Annotated in this window: 6 protein-coding genes and 3 pseudogenes; 6 read left to right on the top strand and 3 right to left on the bottom strand. The window is 63.4% G+C overall.

The window, feature by feature from the left end; all coding sequences use genetic code 11:
• Positions 1-6 precede the first annotated feature (6 nt).
• The 6 genes and pseudogenes from BF12_RS0102830 to BF12_RS0102810 all read left to right on the top strand — a co-directional run bounded on the left by BF12_RS0102830 (position 7) and on the right by BF12_RS0102810 (position 13,668).
• On the top strand, positions 7-891 hold the full coding sequence (locus BF12_RS0102830; protein ID WP_024950945.1) for an SDR family NAD(P)-dependent oxidoreductase: 885 nt from the start codon (positions 7-9) through the stop codon (positions 889-891).
• A 362-nt stretch (positions 892-1,253) separates the two neighbouring features.
• Positions 1,254-3,005, top strand: coding sequence for an LTA synthase family protein (locus tag BF12_RS0102825; RefSeq protein WP_051510682.1), 1,752 nt, complete (start codon positions 1,254-1,256; stop codon positions 3,003-3,005).
• Positions 3,002-9,054, top strand: a pseudogene (locus BF12_RS23660) (type I polyketide synthase); the annotation flags it as partial. The gene BF12_RS0102825 and the pseudogene BF12_RS23660, both read left to right, overlap by 4 nt.
• A gap of 251 nt (positions 9,055-9,305) precedes the next feature.
• Positions 9,306-9,380 (top strand): annotated as a pseudogene (locus tag BF12_RS23525) (hypothetical protein); the annotation flags it as partial.
• A gap of 131 nt (positions 9,381-9,511) precedes the next feature.
• The gene (locus tag BF12_RS21000) at positions 9,512-11,206 is read left to right on the top strand and encodes an SDR family NAD(P)-dependent oxidoreductase (RefSeq protein WP_051510676.1); all 1,695 of its coding nucleotides are present in this window, start codon (positions 9,512-9,514) and stop codon (positions 11,204-11,206) included.
• 1,124 nt (positions 11,207-12,330) lie between these two features.
• The gene (locus tag BF12_RS0102810; protein WP_035158801.1) at positions 12,331-13,668 is read left to right on the top strand and encodes an aminotransferase class I/II-fold pyridoxal phosphate-dependent enzyme; all 1,338 of its coding nucleotides are present in this window, start codon (positions 12,331-12,333) and stop codon (positions 13,666-13,668) included.
• 161 nt (positions 13,669-13,829) lie between these two features.
• On the opposite strand, the gene BF12_RS0102805 is transcribed toward BF12_RS0102810, so the two are convergent.
• From BF12_RS0102805 to BF12_RS18420, 3 genes and pseudogenes are all read right to left on the bottom strand, one after another.
• Complete coding sequence (locus tag BF12_RS0102805; RefSeq protein ID WP_024950941.1) at positions 13,830-14,480, bottom strand: DsbA family oxidoreductase; 651 nt, start codon at positions 14,478-14,480, stop codon at positions 13,830-13,832.
• Positions 14,481-14,594: 114 nt separating this feature from the next.
• On the bottom strand, positions 14,595-15,902 hold the full coding sequence (locus tag BF12_RS0102800; protein WP_024950940.1) for an O-antigen ligase family protein: 1,308 nt from the start codon (positions 15,900-15,902) through the stop codon (positions 14,595-14,597).
• Positions 15,903-16,050: 148 nt separating this feature from the next.
• A pseudogene (locus tag BF12_RS18420) lies at positions 16,051-16,280 on the bottom strand (IS3 family transposase); the annotation flags it as partial.

Below are 16,280 nucleotides of genomic sequence, written 5' to 3'. Positions count from 1 at the left end.
CCAAAGATGACGGCCATGCCCCCCCAGCAGCCAGAGCCTACCGAAGCTGAGCGCGACGCTGGCACTCACCGAGCGGATAGCCGACCTGCAGAAAGCGACGCCAGTGCGAAAGCCGCGCAGGATGCCAGCCGCCTGCGGCGCGTCCTGATCACCGGCGCCACGGGCGAGATCGGCGGTGCCCTAGCGCGCGCCTACGCCGAGTCGGGTACCACGCTGATCCTCACCGGCCGCAAGCAGCGCAAGCTCGATGCGATCGCCAACGACTGCCGCAAACTGGGCGCCGAGGTGGAATGCACGGTACTCAATCTGTGTGATGAAGAGACCCTGTTCACCTGGCTGGATGAAGTCTGCGCGCGCGGCGTGCCGGATATCGCCATCGCCAACGCCGGCATGAACACCGATATCGGCCCCCAGGGCAACGGTGAGCGCTGGGAGGATTCACGCCGCCTGCTGCAGACCAACGTGATCGGCACGCTGGGCATGGCGCACCATCTGGCCATGGCGATGAAACAGCGCGGCAGTGGCCAGCTGGTACTGCTCAGCTCCCTGGCGGCGTGGCATGGCTTGGCATTGACGCCCAGTTACAGCGGCAGCAAGGCGGCGGTCAAGGCATATGGCGAAGGCCTGCGCAGCTGGCTCAAACCTCATGGCGTAGGGGTCACCGTCGTCATGCCCGGCTATGTCACCTCACCGATGTGTGAAGCCATGCCAGGCCCTAAGCCCTTCGAGATGCTACCCGAGAAGGCCGCACGCCGCATCCTCAAGGGCGCAGCGCGTAACCGGGCGCGTATCAGCTTCCCCTTCCCGCTCAACTTCGGGTGCTGGTGGTTGAGTGTCCTGCCCGCCGGAATCTCCCAGCGCCTGCTCGGGTGGTTCAATTACACTCATTGATCGGGGCTTGCGTCTTCGTGAACCGTGAACCTAAGCCGTGAACCGTGAGCCGGCCCGCCATGGGTAGCAGGCGATGGCTCAGCTTTTTTCCATTGTCATGACAATGAGTTAGCGTAATACCCCAGTACCTGCCACTGGAGTACATCGTGCAGAATCGATGGGAAAGACAGTGACGGGAACGCCATAGCGGCAGTTGAACACGCAGGAACGATCAGGATCTGGACACCAGAGCGCCTGAAAATACTGCGGCGAGGGGCCGACTTACCACTACCCTGGCCGCCATGGATCTTGATCAGGGTCGAGTACTCGACCGGACACTACACAGCCCCTGCGACGGCAGAGGCTAACGAGGTCGGCATTACATGGAGTTTGTCATTGCGTTTGTGTCTTTCATGGCCGGGCCACTGCTGGTCGGCCTCGGGTTGACGCTGGGGCTTGAGCATCTGCTGCTGAAACAGATGACGACACCACCAGCCGCATTCTGGCGTCGCCCCGTCAGCGCCCGACTGGTACATGTCGGGTACTGGTGCGCCAGCTGGTCACTGTGCACCTTGATCACCCAGCGGCCCTGGTTCTCGCTGATCGTCGTCAATGCGCTGTGGCTGGTGGTGCTGCAGGTCAGCCACACCAAGTACGTGTCGCTGCGCGAACCCTTCCTCAGCCAGGACTTCGAGTACTTCACCGACGCCATCAAGCACCCGCGCCTGTACATCCCCTTCTTCGGCATCGGGCTGACCATCGCCGCGACCACGGCAGGGGCGCTGGCAATCGGTCTGGGGCTCTGGCTCGAGCCCGCGCTGGGCTTCTCCGCCGTCTACTCAGGCAACGCCGCTCTATGGCTGGTGCCGTTGATCAGCGTACTGATCGGCGCGAGCGTCTTGACCTACGCCCTGGGCAACCGTCTGGCCAACAAGGTGATGCTGGTCCCCGAGTTCGACCTGAGCGAGCTAGGCATGGTGGCCTACCTGCTGGCCTATGCGCGGCTGGCGCGTCGCCCGCTGACGCCACTGCGCAATCCGTTGGAGGAGGCACAGCAAGAACTCGACGCCACCTTGCGCGAACTCGATGACGAGGACGCCACCAAGGCACTGCCCCATGTCGTCAGTGTGCAGAGCGAATCCTTCTTCGATGCCCGTCGCGTCTACCCCCGGGTACGTGACGACCTACTGCCGAACCTGGACCGCTGCCACTTCACCGCCCTAGCCCAGGGACTGCCGTGTGGTCGTCTGGCCGTGCCGGCGTGGGGCGCCAATACCGTGCGCACCGAGACCGCCTTCCTGACGGGCCTGACCGCCGAAGAGCTCGGCGTGCACCAGTTCAACCCCTACCATCAGCTGGCGCGTCGCGCCGTGCCCAATCTGGCCGCCAGCTACAAGGCAATGGGCTATCGCACGCTGTGCATCCATCCCTATCCCGGCACCTTCTACCTGCGCAATCAGGTGCTGAAACAGCTCGGTTTCGATGAATTCCTCGACATCGCCCACTTCAGCGATGCCGACAAGAGTGGCCAGTACATCAGCGATGCCGCCGTGGCGGCCAAGGTGGAAGACTGTCTGCTGGAAGCCGGCGATACGCCGTTGTTCATCCAAGTGATCACCATGGAGAATCACGGCCCGCTGCACCTGGAAACCTTCGACAGCGCACGTCTGCCGGAGTGGTACGACGGAGACCTGCCGGAGAACTGTCAGGAACTGGGCATCTATCTGCGTCATCTGGTGAATGCCGACGCGATGATCGATCAGCTCACCACCGCGCTGGCGCGACTGCCGCGCGGCGGGCTGCTGTGTTTCTATGGAGACCATGTGCCGATCATGCCCGAGGTCTATGCGACCCTGGGCGAGCCCAATGGCGTGACCGACAGTTTCATCTGGTCCAGCGCCCTGCCGGAGTCCGACGACACCGCCCGCCAGACCATGGCGGCCGTGCGCGACAAGGACCCGGAGCTGATGGAGTGGGCCCTCGACTGCGAAGGGCCTTTCAAGACTGACGAGCAATGCCGCAAGGGCGACCCGCGCGTCATCAATATCGATACATTAGGAAGTGCGCTGCTGAAGGCGACCGCGAAACATGCTCGCCACAGTGCCGTGACTCAGAAGTTCAGGAGCTTGTCATGACCCGACGCGTTGCCATCATCGGCGCAGCCAGCCGTTTCCCCGGCACCACTCAGGCCACCCTGTGGGACGACCTCCTGGCCGGCAAGGACATGGTGACCGAAGTCGCCGACGACCGCTGGAGCAAGGAGTCTCTCTCGCACCCGGACAAGAAAGCCCCGGGCATGAGCTACAGCTTCGCCGCAGGTTCACTGGGCGACATCACCGGCTTTGACCCCGCCTTCTTCGGCATCAGCCCGCGCGAAGCCGCCAGCATGGACCCCCAGCAACGCATGCTGCTGGAGATGAGCTGGGAAGCCATCGAGCACGCCGGCATCCCCGCCGAGAAGATGCGCGGCTCACGCTGTGGCGTCTTCATGGGCATCGCCAGCCTGGATTATTCCTATCGCATGGCGGATGACCTCAGCGCCATCGGCCCGAATACCGCGACCGGCAATACCTCCAGCGTGGCCTCCAACCGCCTGTCGTATGCCTTCGACCTGCATGGCCCGAGCCTGTCACTGGATACCGCCTGCTCTTCTTCGATGGTTGCCTTCCATCAGCCTGCCAGTCGATCAGAAGCGGCGAGACCGACATGGCGCTGACCGGCGGCATCAGCCTGCACCTGCATCCGTACGGCTTCCTGATCTTCTCCAAGGCCACGATGCTGTCGAAGACCGGCCGCTGCCAGGTATTCGATGAAGCCGGCGACGGCTACGCGCGCTCCGAAGGCGGCGGTGTCTTCCTGCTCAAGGATCTCGACCAGGCCATCACCGATGGCGATCGTATCCTCGCCGTGGTGGCATCTTCCGTGGTCAATACCGATGGCTACAAGTCCGGCCTGACCGTGCCCAACCCGGCGGCGCAGATCCAGTTGATGGAACAGGCTTGCGAGCAGGCCGGCATCAGCCCGGACGAGATCGACTATCTCGAGGCCCACGGTACCGGCACCGCGGTCGGTGACCCGCTGGAAACCCGTGCCATCGGCGCGGCCATCGGCCAGAAGCGCTCCAGCCCGCTGCCGATCGGCTCGATCAAGAGCAACATGGGCCACCTGGAAACCGCCTCTGGCGTGGCAGGCCTGGCCAAGGCTCTGGGCGTGATCGCGCACCGTGAAGTGCCCGCGACGATCAATATCCAGCGTCTGAATCCGAAGATTCGTACCGACGAGTGGAATCTGGATATCGTCACCCAGCCGCGCAAGCTCAAGGCTGACGGTCGTCTGGTCGTCGGCGTCAACTCCTTCGGCTTCGGGGGCGCCAATGCCCACGTGCTGCTGGAAAGTGCTCCCGAACAGTCGGTAGCGCAACCGAGCAGTGAAGGTGAACAGACGCCGCCGCTGCGCCTGAGTGCTCGTTCCCCACAGGCGCTCAAGCAATCCGCGCTGGAGCTGGCAGAGCACCTGCGTGAGCTCGCCGCAAACGACATGGCACCAAGCCTTTACGATCTCGCCTGGCAGCTGGCCGCCCGCCGCGAGCACCATGTGCATGGTGCCCTGCTCAGCGCAGACACCTTCACTACCCTGCTTGAGGACCTCGACACCCTCGGCAGCGAGGGGGATCTCGGTGACCATCCGCGCATCACGCTGGCAGACCGTCTGCCGGCATTGCCGAGCGCCAGCAGCAATGGTGCCTCGCCACGCCATGGCACAAACGCCGTCAGCAGCGTGCAGAAAGAGCGCGGCCCGGTGTTCGTGTATTCCGGCAATGGCTGCCAGTGGGCCGGCATGGGCCGTGCCCTGCTGGAAGAATCCGCCAGCGTGCGCGCCTGTCTTGAACGCCTCGATGTCGCCTTCCGCGACTTCAATGGCTTCGAGCTGCTCAAGGAGCTGGACGGTAGCCTGAGCGAGAAAGGCGAGAACCGCCTGGACGCCACCGAGATCGCCCAGCCGACGCTGTTCGCGCTGCAGGTCGCGGTCACCGAGTGGCTGATCGAACGCGGTATCCGCCCTGCTGCCGTCACCGGTCACAGTGTCGGCGAAGTCGCTGCCGCCTGGGCCAGTGGCGCGCTGACGCTCGCACAGGCTACCCGCGTCATCTTCCAGCGCAGCTATCACCAGGGGCGCACCCGGGGCACCGGCGCAATGATGGCCGTCGGTCTCGGCGAGTGCGAGATGCGCGAGTGGCTGGAGCAGCCGCAATGGGCGTCGCTGTCACTGGCCGGCATCAATGGCCCGCGCGGCACCACCCTGGCCGGCGAGCGTGAGCTGCTGGAAGCGCTGAGCAAGGAGCTCTCCGCCCAGGGCACCTTCGCACGGGTACTGGGGCTGGATTACGCCTTCCACAGCCCGGCGATGGACCCGATCAAGCCCGGCCTGCTCGAGTCCCTCGACGGCCTGACGCCCCGCGCCACCCATACCCCGTTCATCTCCACCGTCACCGGCAGCGTCATTGCCGGCGAGCAGCTGGATGCACGCTACTGGTGGGAGAACATCCGGCAGCCGGTCATGTTCGAGGCCGCCGTCACGTCGCTGGTCAACTGGCACTCCGAGGCGGAGGAGAACGCTGCCCTCGGCCGCCATCGCCTGCTGGTCGAGATCGGCGCACACCCGATCCTGCGCAGCTACCTGAACGACATCCTCAAGGCGCGCAGTGACGAGGCGCCCGCCGGCCAGGTGCTCGCCAGTCTCGACCGTCGCCATGCCGGGCTAGATGCCCTGGAGCATCTGCGCGGTCGCGTGCTGCTTTCCGGCGCCGTCGACATCACCGGCCTGTTCCCGGTCGCCGGTCAGTTCGTCGAGCTGCCAAGCTACCCGTGGCAACGCATCCCGTGCTGGATCCAGACCACCAGCGAAAGCCAGCGTCTGCTGGATCGTCATTACGTGCACCCGCTGCTCGGTTATCGTCTCGCTCAGCAACGCCTGACCTGGGAAGCCCAGCTCGACACCCAGAAGGTCGCGTGGCTGGCCGATCATCAGGTCGGCGAGAGTGCCGTCTTCCCGGGGGCCGGCTATCTGGAGCAGTGCCTGGCCGCCGCCCACGAATGGCAGGCCGCCAGCGCCGATGCGGACAGCCTGCCCGACGTGCTGGATCTGGAAGACTTCGAGATTCGCGCCCCGCTGCTGCTCGATGACAGCACCCTGCGTCTGACCCGCCTGTCGCTGGACAGCGCCAATGGCGCCATGCGTCTGGAGAGTCGTGAGACACGCGCGGAAGATGCCGACAAGTGGAATCTGCACGCCGTGGCGCGCGCCTTCACCGCCACGCGTGGACGCCTGCTGGAGCGAGCCGCCCCGATCATGCCGACTCGCGCCGCCGATTTCGGCCGCGATGAGCACGTGGCGGCTGCCGCGCAACTCGGCCTGCATTACGGCCCGCATTTCCGCGCCGCCGAGAAGATCTGGGTCGACGCGGGCGCCGACCACCACGCACCAGGCACTGCGCGTCCGCAGGTGCTGGCCCGTTTCTCGTTGACCGAGGAAATGGCCAGCCAGGATGCCGACTTCCACCTGCACCCCGGCGTGCTCGACAGCGCCTTCCAGCTGTTCATTCCGCTGCTGGGCGTGCTCAAGGGCCAGATGGCGGCCAGCAATGGCATGGCCTTCGTGCCGGTGCGCGTCGGACGCCTGCAGGTACGTGAGCAGGTACGCGCCTCGCAGATCGTCACCGCACGTGTCGTGCTGCGCTCGCGTGGCCCGCACTCCCTGTGTGCCGACTTCGAGCTGTTCGACGCCGAAGGCCGCGCCGTGGCGGTTGCCGAAGAGGCCCGCTTCCGCGCCGTACGCCTGGGGCGTGATGGCACGGCGCATCTGGATTACCTGGATATCGAACTGACTGCCGCCCCGCACCCGCTCACTCAGCCGTCTGCACCGGCGCTGGATCTCGCAGGCCTGGTGAATGACGCCATGCAGGCCACAGAGGCTGCCGATGGTGGTGAGGATGGTGAGAATGTTGCTGAGAGCGACGCGGCCGCCAGCGCACAGACGCTGCTGGCCGACAGCCAGTGCTTCCGCGATGAGCTGGAGCCGCTGCTCGACAGCCTGATGCTCGCCAGCGTCCACGAGACCCTGCTGCGTCACGCCGCGCCGGGCGACCCGGAGCTGGCCCATCTCGATCACGAGGCGCTGTCGCGCTGGCAGCGCCGTTGTCCGCTGTTCAGCCGTGCCCTGCTCGACTGGGCCGAATCACAAGGCCTGACGGAAGCACTCGACAGCGGCGACTGGCAGATCAATTCGCTGGATCTGCCCGCCGCCAATGACATCTGGCAGCTGCTGGTACGCGACTACCCGGGCCAGTTCCCGTTGACGCATGCCGCCGGTCGCCTGCACCTGCACCTGGATGAATGGCTCAATCGCGGCATGCCCTTGAGCGGGACTCAGTCAGAAGGGACTCAGCTGGACGGCACCGCTGATGAAGTGGTGGCAGACCGCGAGGCGCTGCTCTCGACGGACGCCAGTGCCGCACTGGAGCACCTGCGCCAGCCGCTGATCCCGACGCTGCTCAAGACGACGGTCGGCAATGCTGGCTGGCAGTGGTTGAGCGCCCAGCTCGATCAACGCATCAGCAGTGCACTTGCCGCCCTGCCTGCGGGACAGCGTCTCGATGTACTGGAGCTGGGGGCCGGCGGCCCTTGGTTGGGCCAGCGTCTCGCGACACTGCGCGAGGCGGATGCACGCAACGGTCGCTACGCAGCGCTGGATTACCGCTTCGTGGCCGCCAGTAACGGTGCCCTCAGTGAAGCCAATCGCCTGCAGGATGACTTGCCGCTGATCGACGTGATCGCGGGCGAGGCCTTCCAAGACACCGCCACGACCCGCAAGGCTCAGCTCGCCATCGTGCATCTGGACTTCGAGGCACCGTCACAGGCGCGCGAACTGCTGACAGCACTGATCGCCCGTCTGGCCCCCGGCGCGCAGCTGCTGCTGTGTGGCTGTGAGCCGGCGGCCTGGGCCGGGCCGATTCTGGCCCTCGATGATGGTGAGCAGCTGCGCAGTCATCCGGGCATCGCGCAATGGCAGCGTCTCTTGACCCAGCTGGGCCTCGACATCGAGTCACCAGCGCCTGCCAGCGATAGCCTGGCCAGCGATCACCTGGGCGCTGAAACATCCGGCGCCTGGTGGCTCTCCGCGACGCTTGCCGCTCAGGCACCGCTTGCGGCTCTTGCGAAAACCGCTGAAGGCCAGACGGCGGCAAGTGAATCAGTCGAGAGCGAATCAGTAGCAAGCCAAGCCGACAAGCTCTCCATCGCGTTGCTGGATTGCCCGCAGGCACCGGCGGATCAGGCACTGCTGACGCGCTTGAGCGACTCACTGGCCGCGCGTGGTCATCAGGTCAGCCATCAGCGCCTGTCAGCCAGCCTGCCCGCGGACGTCTCCGCACTGATCGAGCAGCTTGGCGACGTTGATCACCTGATCGCGCTGCCAAGCGCTGCGGCGACAGTTGAGCAGAATGATACGGACAGCACCAACGCCCTCCAGTGCGCACGCCAACAGCTACTGACACAGGTCGCCCAGGCCTTTGACAGCGCCCAGGAGCAGGACGACAGCCGCCTCGCCCCGACCCTGTGGGTGCTGACACATGATGTGGCGACGCTGTGGCAGACAGATGGCGCCCCCGCAGCGACTCCTCCGGCGGATGCGGCCAGCTGGGGCTTTGCGCGCAGTCTGGCCAACGAGAGCCAGTCGCTGGCCATTCGCCTGCTGGATACGCCGACGCTGGAGCACGATGCCGCCTGCACGCCGGCCTTGATGGACGCGCTGGTGCAGGATCTCGAAGCGCCGGATCACGAACAGGAAGTGGTGCTGGATGCCACTGGCGCCCGCTTCGCGACACGTCTGCGTCAGGTAGCAGCGCCTCAGCAGGCCATTGGTGGCGAGAGCTCCCTCTCGCAGATCTCAGGCTCGCAGACCTCAGGCGCTCAGCGACACGGCGTCAGCCTCGGCTTCAGCCAGCCCGGTCAATTGCGCAACCTGGAATGGCAGCCACGCATTCTGCCCTCCGTGGCAGCCGGCGAAGTCGAGGTGCGTGTCGAGGCGAGCGGTCTCAACTTCCGCGATGTCATGTACACCCTCGGCCTGCTGTCGGATGAAGCCATCGAACACGGCTTCTCCGGCCCGAGCCTGGGGCTCGAGTTCTCCGGCATCGTCACTCAGGTCGGTGCCAATGCCGAATTCAAGGTCGGCGAGCGCGTGGTCGGCTTCGGCCCGGCCAGCTTCTCCGACCGTCTGGTGATCGCCGACACGGCGCTGGCCCATGTGCCCCACGGCGTCAGCCTGGAAGCCGCAGCGACCATCCCGACCACCTTCTTCACCGTCTACTACGCGCTCAAGCATCTGGCGCGGGTGGAAGAAGGCGAGAAGGTACTGATTCACGGCGCGCCGGCGGCGTGGGCATCGCGGCATTGCAGATCGCCGAATGGCTGGGCGCCGAGGTGTTCGCCACCGTTGGCTCGCCGGCCAAGCGTGACTTTCTCGCGCTGATGGGCATCGACAACGTCTATGACTCGCGCAGCCATGCTTCGCCGAGGATATCCTGGCCGATCTCGCCGCACGCCAGCAGCGCGATCCATCTGTCGATGCCCGCGGTGTCGATGTGGTGCTCAACTCGCTGGCCGGTGAAGCCATCGTCCAGAACCTGCGCGTGCTCAAGCCGTTCGGACGCTTCTGTGAGCTGGGCAAGCGCGACTTCTACGAGAACACCCCGATGGGGCTGCGCCCGTTCCGCAACAACTTGAGCTATTTCGGCATCGATTCCGATCAGCTGATGAAGGAATGCCCGGGCCTGACCACGCGTCTGTTCCGCGAGATGATGGCGCTGTTCGAGGACGGCACCCTGGCACCGCTGCCCTACACCACCTTCGATGCCAGTCAGGTAGTCGAGGCCTTCCGCTACATGCAGCAGGCCCGCCAGATCGGCAAGGTCGTCGTCACTCAGCGCGCTGCCGAACACGCCGCTGAACAGACAAATGCAAGTGCGGTGGCGGGAGCTAGTACAGGTGCAATGTCCCGTCAGCCCGACGCGCTAACGGCTAATCAAAAAACACTGACGATCGACCCGGCGGGCAGCTATCTGGTCACCGGCGGTCTGGGCGGCTTTGGTCTGCGCAGCGCCGAGTGGCTGGCTGCAATGGGCGCGCGTGAGCTGGTACTGCTCGGGCGCTCCGGCGCGGCCAGTGAAGAAGCGCAGCAAGGTGTCGCGCGTCTCGAGGCCCAGGGCGTGAGCGTGCATGCGCTGGCCTGCGATGTCGCCGATGAGGCCGCGTTATCAAAGGTGTTCGCACGTTTCGGCAAGTCCGCTGACGCCGATGGCATCGCACCGCTCAAGGGCATCATTCATGCCGCCGCGGTAATCGATGATGCACTGATTCGCCATCTCGATGCCGAGGGTATCCAGCGTGTGATGACGCCGAAGCTGGAAGGTGCACGCCTGCTGGATCACCTGAGTGCCGAGCATGCGCTTGACTTCTTCGTGCTCTACTCCTCGGCTACCACCCTGTTCGGCAACCCGGGACAGAGCGTCTACGTGGCGGCCAACCACTGGCTGGAGGGGCTTGCCGCCCACCGTCGTGCACGTGGCCTGCCCGCCACCTGCGCACGCTGGGGCGCGATCGAGGATGCCGGCTTCCTGGCACGCAACGAGAAGACGCGCGAAGCACTCAAGAATCGCCTCGGTGGCGATGCGCTGATGGCAGACCATGCCCTGGCCTGTCTCGGCAAGATGATCAGCGCGGATCAACAGGCCCAAGCACTCGGCCTGCCAGGTCGCTCACTGGGCGTGCTAGAACTGGACTGGGGCGCGCTTGCACGCTTCCTACCAACCGCCGCTACACCCCGCTTTGAGGAAATCGCGCGTCGCGCCGGTGAGGATGACTCCAGTCAGGCACAGCAAGATGATATCGCCGCGATACTGGCAGGGCTTACAGGTGAGGCGCTTCAGACGGCCATCGTTGAGATACTCAAAGGCGAGCTGAGCAAGATTCTACTGATCGATGACACGGCCATTGACGTCAATAAGAGCGTCTATGATATGGGCTTCGATTCACTGATGGGGGTGGAGCTGATGACGGCAGTCGAGGTGCGTCTGGGGATCAGCATTCCGGTGATGATGATCAGTGAAGCCGCCACCCTGTGGCGTCTCGCGGAGCGCCTGATGCACAAGATGTCAAATACCGACGGCGAGGATGCCGAAATCAGCTCGGAAGACCAGGCCATGGCGCAGCTGGTGAAGCAACATGGCAGTGAAGCAGCCACAGCGACTTCTAAACGCGGTGAGATGGTCAGCAAGTAACGCGTAATACTAGATGATCATCCAATCCTGAAATTAGTTGATACTTTTGGAACTCAAACGAGCACAATTTTGCATCGGTCGTTTGAGTTCCAAATCCATTTGAGGCTGAATTTGTAGATAGCATTCGCTCGTGCCTCAGCACTTGCCTCGAGCAGACCGAAGTGGAGATGCCAGCCATAAGGACCTGTAGACACCTTGAAATACGGCTACGTTGACAGGCGCTGACGTCGATCAACTAGTAAGCGATGAATCCAGGGAATGAAGTGAACATCAATATTTCAACCATTTTAGGACGCTAACTTCAAATTTGATGCCGAAAGTATCTACACCCTCTTACACTTATTGCGCTAAAAAATAAATGACAACTAGTGTTTTACTTACTAGAGTATTATAGCCAGCGGTGTTGCCTAAACGGACAATAGGCATCATCCAGTAAGTTCCCATATTTTCATGAGATGAGATCACCTTCATGGACGAAATGAGCATCCTGTCTGTCAACGCACATAGAGACATCGTAGATCATGTGCCTTTAGCTATCACTACGAGTACCGAAGGTTACGCATTGCTCCTTGCCCGAACGCAGCAGGCTACTTATCTCGTGATCGTCCAGCTGATGGGACGCACTGTCTCGACAATAGAACTCGCCTCATCGCGTTATGCGGAATTTGTCATTCAGCTAATCGATGAACATATTCGGCAACACCCTGGGCTTCGGGGAGAGGAGCTCAATACGCACATTACTCTCAGAGCCAAGAACCATTTAACCCGTACCCCACTGCCTGGCGACTTTCTGGCTCCTATCGCTTGATCGCCCTGGCCGCTGAGTGCAACCGCTCGCCTGGCGGCCAGCCAAGAACGGCGATAAGACCTTGATATGGCAGCACACGTTGGATAAGGGACATTATTGTGGGTGGCGCTTGAGCGGCCCTGACGGGTGACTCGACGACCGCACGCGCGCAACCGCATGTGGCGGGTCCTCAGCAAGTCCCATCGAGATTCGTTCCCACGCGCGCAAAGGCTTGCCCTCTTGCCGACACCCCATCATCATCAAGGGAAAGATCGCTTCAACTTCAAGGACTTCCTCTTTGGCAACACGTCACTCCTCCGGCCTCTCTCCCCGCGACATGAAACAACAGCTGCTGGACAAGGCGCGTGCCCGTCGTACCCAAACAACCGCTCGCGTGGCGGACGACGCAGGCGACGATGTGTTTGCCAGCAAGCCAACACCGCTGGTGATCAGCGATGACTTCGTGCGTTTCGATCGCCAGCCCGGTTATCAGCAGCTGAGCATGATGCAGCAGGCCGGTGCCGCCTTCGGCGTGCCGGAGCCCTTTTTCCGCGTTCATGAAGGCTGCGCCGGCGCCACCACATGCATCGATAGGCGTGAGCTGGTCAACTTCGCCAGCTACAACTACCTCGACTATTCCCGTCATCCCGAGGTGATCAAGGCCGCGGCCGAGGCGGCGGCCCATTACGGCACCTCGGTGTCGGCCTCACGCGCCGTCTCCGGTGAGCGCCCGATCCATCGGCAGCTGGAAGCGGCGGTGGCGCGCACCTACGAGGTGGAGGATGCGGTGGTGTTCGTCAGCGGTCATGCCACCAACGTGTCCACGCTGGGCTATCTGCTCGGCCCGAAGGACCTCATCCTGCATGACGAGTGGATCCACAACAGCTCGCTGGTCGGCGCTCAGCTCTCCGGCGCTCGTCGCATGCCCTTCGCGCACAACGACCCCGACGCGCTGGAAGCCCTGCTCAGCAGTCAGCGCGGCAAGTTCGAGCGCGTGCTGATCGTCACCGAAGGCCTCTACAGCATGGACGGCGACGTGCCGGACCTGCCGCGCCTGATCGCCCTCAAGCAACAGTACCGCTGCTGGCTGATGGTCGATGAAGCCCACTCTTTCGGCGTGCTCGGGGAGCGTGGGCTCGGCCTGAGGGAGCACTTCGATATCGATGCGCGTGACGTCGATATCTGGATGGGCACGATGAGCAAGACGCTATCCGGCTGCGGCGGCTACATCGCCGGCTGCAAGGAACTGGTCAGCATGCTGCGCTACTTCGCGCCGGGCTTCCTCTACTCGGTGGGCATGCCGGCACAGGTCGCCGCCCCGTCGCTGAAGATCCTCGAACTGCTCCAGGGCGACGATGCCAGACAGCGCATCGCGCGCCTGCATGCCGTCTCCGGCTACTTCCTCACGCGCGCCCGTGCGCTGGGGCTGGATGTCGGGGACAGCCTGGGCGTCGCGGTGGTGCCTGTCATCCTCGGCAGCTCCCTGGTGGCGGCACGCCTCTCAAACCAACTGTTCGAGGCCGGCTTCAACGTCCAGCCCATCCTGCACCCCGCCGTGCCGGAGAAGAGCGCCCGTCTGCGCTTCTTCCTCTCCTGCGAGCACACCGAAGCCCAGGTGGACGCCGTCCTCGAGACCCTCATCCAACAGCTGAGCGACATCAAGGCAGGGCTCTGAGGGTTGTTAGCCCGCACGTGACGGATCGGCCAGTTCTGCCATTTCACACTCACACCCCCAGAACGAAAAACGCGGCCCTGCTCTTCAGCGGGGCCGCGTTTTTGTCACGGGATCGTCACTACCGAAAATCAGTGCTTGAGTGACACCTCAGTCGGTGAGGCTCAAGCCTGACCCCCCGAAAGCTCGCTCAACACCTGCTCGAACACCTCTTTAGGCTGGGCCCCGTTCAGAGCGCTGCGACGATTGAAGACGAAGGTCGGCACGCTGGAGATGCCCATCTTCTGCCACTGGGCTTCGTGCGCCCTTACCTGCTGGAGGGCTTCCGGGTCGTCCAGTTTTGCCAGCCCTTCAGTGGCATCCAGCCCGACCGCGGCCAGAGCGTCCGCCATCACGGCGCGGTCCGACATGTCCTTCTGCAAGGTGAAGTAGTCAGCATAGAACTGCATCATCAGGTCATGCTGCATGCCCTGTTCGGCGGCGTACTCGAGCAGAACGTGGAGCTCGAGGGTATTCACCATGCGCATGTCGTCGAAGAAATTGAAGACCAGGCCTTCCTCGGCTGCCAGAGCGGTCAGATTGCGACGTACCTCGGCACTGGCCTTGGGCGTGGTGTCGTACTTGCGCTCAATATGGGCGCGCAGATTCTCGCCGTGTGCCGGCATGTCCGGATTCAGCTCGAAGGGCTGCCATTCGATCTCGACGCTATCTTCCAGGCCGAGTGACTGAATGGCGCCCTCGAGACGCTTGTAGCCGATCACGCACCACGGGCACATCACGTCGGACACGATGTCGATCTTGAGCTTGTCTTGCATGTCAGTTCTCCTGAGCGGTGAAGCAACCTCCTCCACCCCACGTGAATAGTCGTGAGCGACTGCTCAAATTTTGCGCGTACTGTAGCCCCGTCACCTTCGCAGGTCAAAATACTCTCAGGGTGCCTGCAGTGTCTCGAGGCGTCGCTCGTGGGCGCGCAGCGTGCCCCACACGATCGACAACCAGGAGGCATAGACCATCACGCCGCTGGCCTGGGAGAACATCACCCAAGTCATCCCGAAGTCGAGGAAGGTCAGCGGCAGCAGCACGCCGGCGACAGCCAGTGAGCGCAATGTCAGGTCGTTGCTGTCCAGGCGACGGTAGAAGAATCGCAGCGGCACCAGATAGAGGGCAAGCAACGCCAGCAAGCCCAGTACTCCGCGCTTGACCCAAGCATCGAGAAACTCGTTGTGGGGATGCTCATAAGATTGGACGTGGCGACTCAGCTCTCCCCGCTCGATCATCGCATCACGCGCCTCGGCATACCCCGCCTCGCCCCTGCCCAGCCACGGCTGCTCGGCGATCATCAGCAGAGCTCCCCGCCACATCTCGAGACGCGCCCCCGCGGAGGTGCCGGCATTGCGGTCCTCCACGTACTTCGTGACATCCGAGACACCGGCTTCGACACGTTGCTGGATACCGGTCGCCGGCGTCATCACCATCAAGGCGATCACCCCGGCACACATGAAGACGCCCAGCCTGAGCACACGGCGTGAAATCACCTCACCATAACTGCGATACAGCACCCAGACCGCGAAGGGAAAGCCGATCCAACCGCCGCGTGTCCCCGACATCAACGAGCCGATGATGCCGAACGCCCCGCCAACCAGCAGCGCCAGTATCCAATAGCGCCGCCGGGCACCTGCCTGACTCATGGCCCAGCCAAGTCCCGCGAGACACATCAGCCCCATCAACATGCAGATATCGCCGAAATTGATGGTGTTGGTAAAGCCGCCGGCGCGGTGCACACCCCACACCAGCTTCTGCCACATCGCCCAGCTACCAGTCAGCACACTGCCGAGGATCAACCCACCCCACATCGCCCCCAGCGACGGAGGACACGACAACACGAGCAACAACACCGGCACAGCCAGCAACAGGCGTATAGGCACGCCTGCCGTCTGCCACGCATCCCCCTGCAGTAGGATGCTCACCAGCAACAAGGCTGCGAGGCCCGCCATCACGCCGATGACGGTCACATCCTCCGTGCAAGGCGCGCGCAGCAGCGTACGCGGCTCGCGCAGCAACCCATAGCCACTGAGCAACACCAGCAGTGCCGGCCCGATGCTATAGCCAGAGGGCAGGACCAGACTGAGCAGACCGAACAGGAAAACGCCGCAGGACACGGGGCGCGACGTCACCGAGGAAATATCGGCGTCAACGGGGGATGAAGCTGAACGAGCGAGGGAATCGTATGACGGCATACCTGGCCTTCCTGATCCAAAGATGACGATGTGAACGATGATACGGGCAACCCAATCGAATGTGGCAAAGCGCCAGCTTGAGCTTGATGAGCGGGATAGCCTGACACAACTGCCCTCCGATGTCTGTCAAGCTTGTTGGAACCTGTAATCAGGCGGCTTCTAATCGCTGATCCTGTTGAACCAGCGGGTCTTCCTGGTCGGGGTTCAGCCAGACTGTCCGGCGCGGTGTCCAGTTGCGGGTGGCACTGCTCCACCGCCCGGGATGTTGCCGTTTCGCCTCGGCATAGATGGCGTCTCGCCTTGCCAGCACCTCGTTATCCAGGCCGGCATGCCGCTCCCCCGGGGTGACGAACCGTATGGCGCTGTGGCGGTGTTCGT

It is taken from the genome of Cobetia crustatorum (assembly GCF_000591415.1).
Classification (GTDB): Bacteria; Pseudomonadota; Gammaproteobacteria; order Pseudomonadales; family Halomonadaceae; genus Cobetia; species Cobetia crustatorum.
This window is presented reverse-complemented; position numbering and strand designations above follow the sequence as displayed.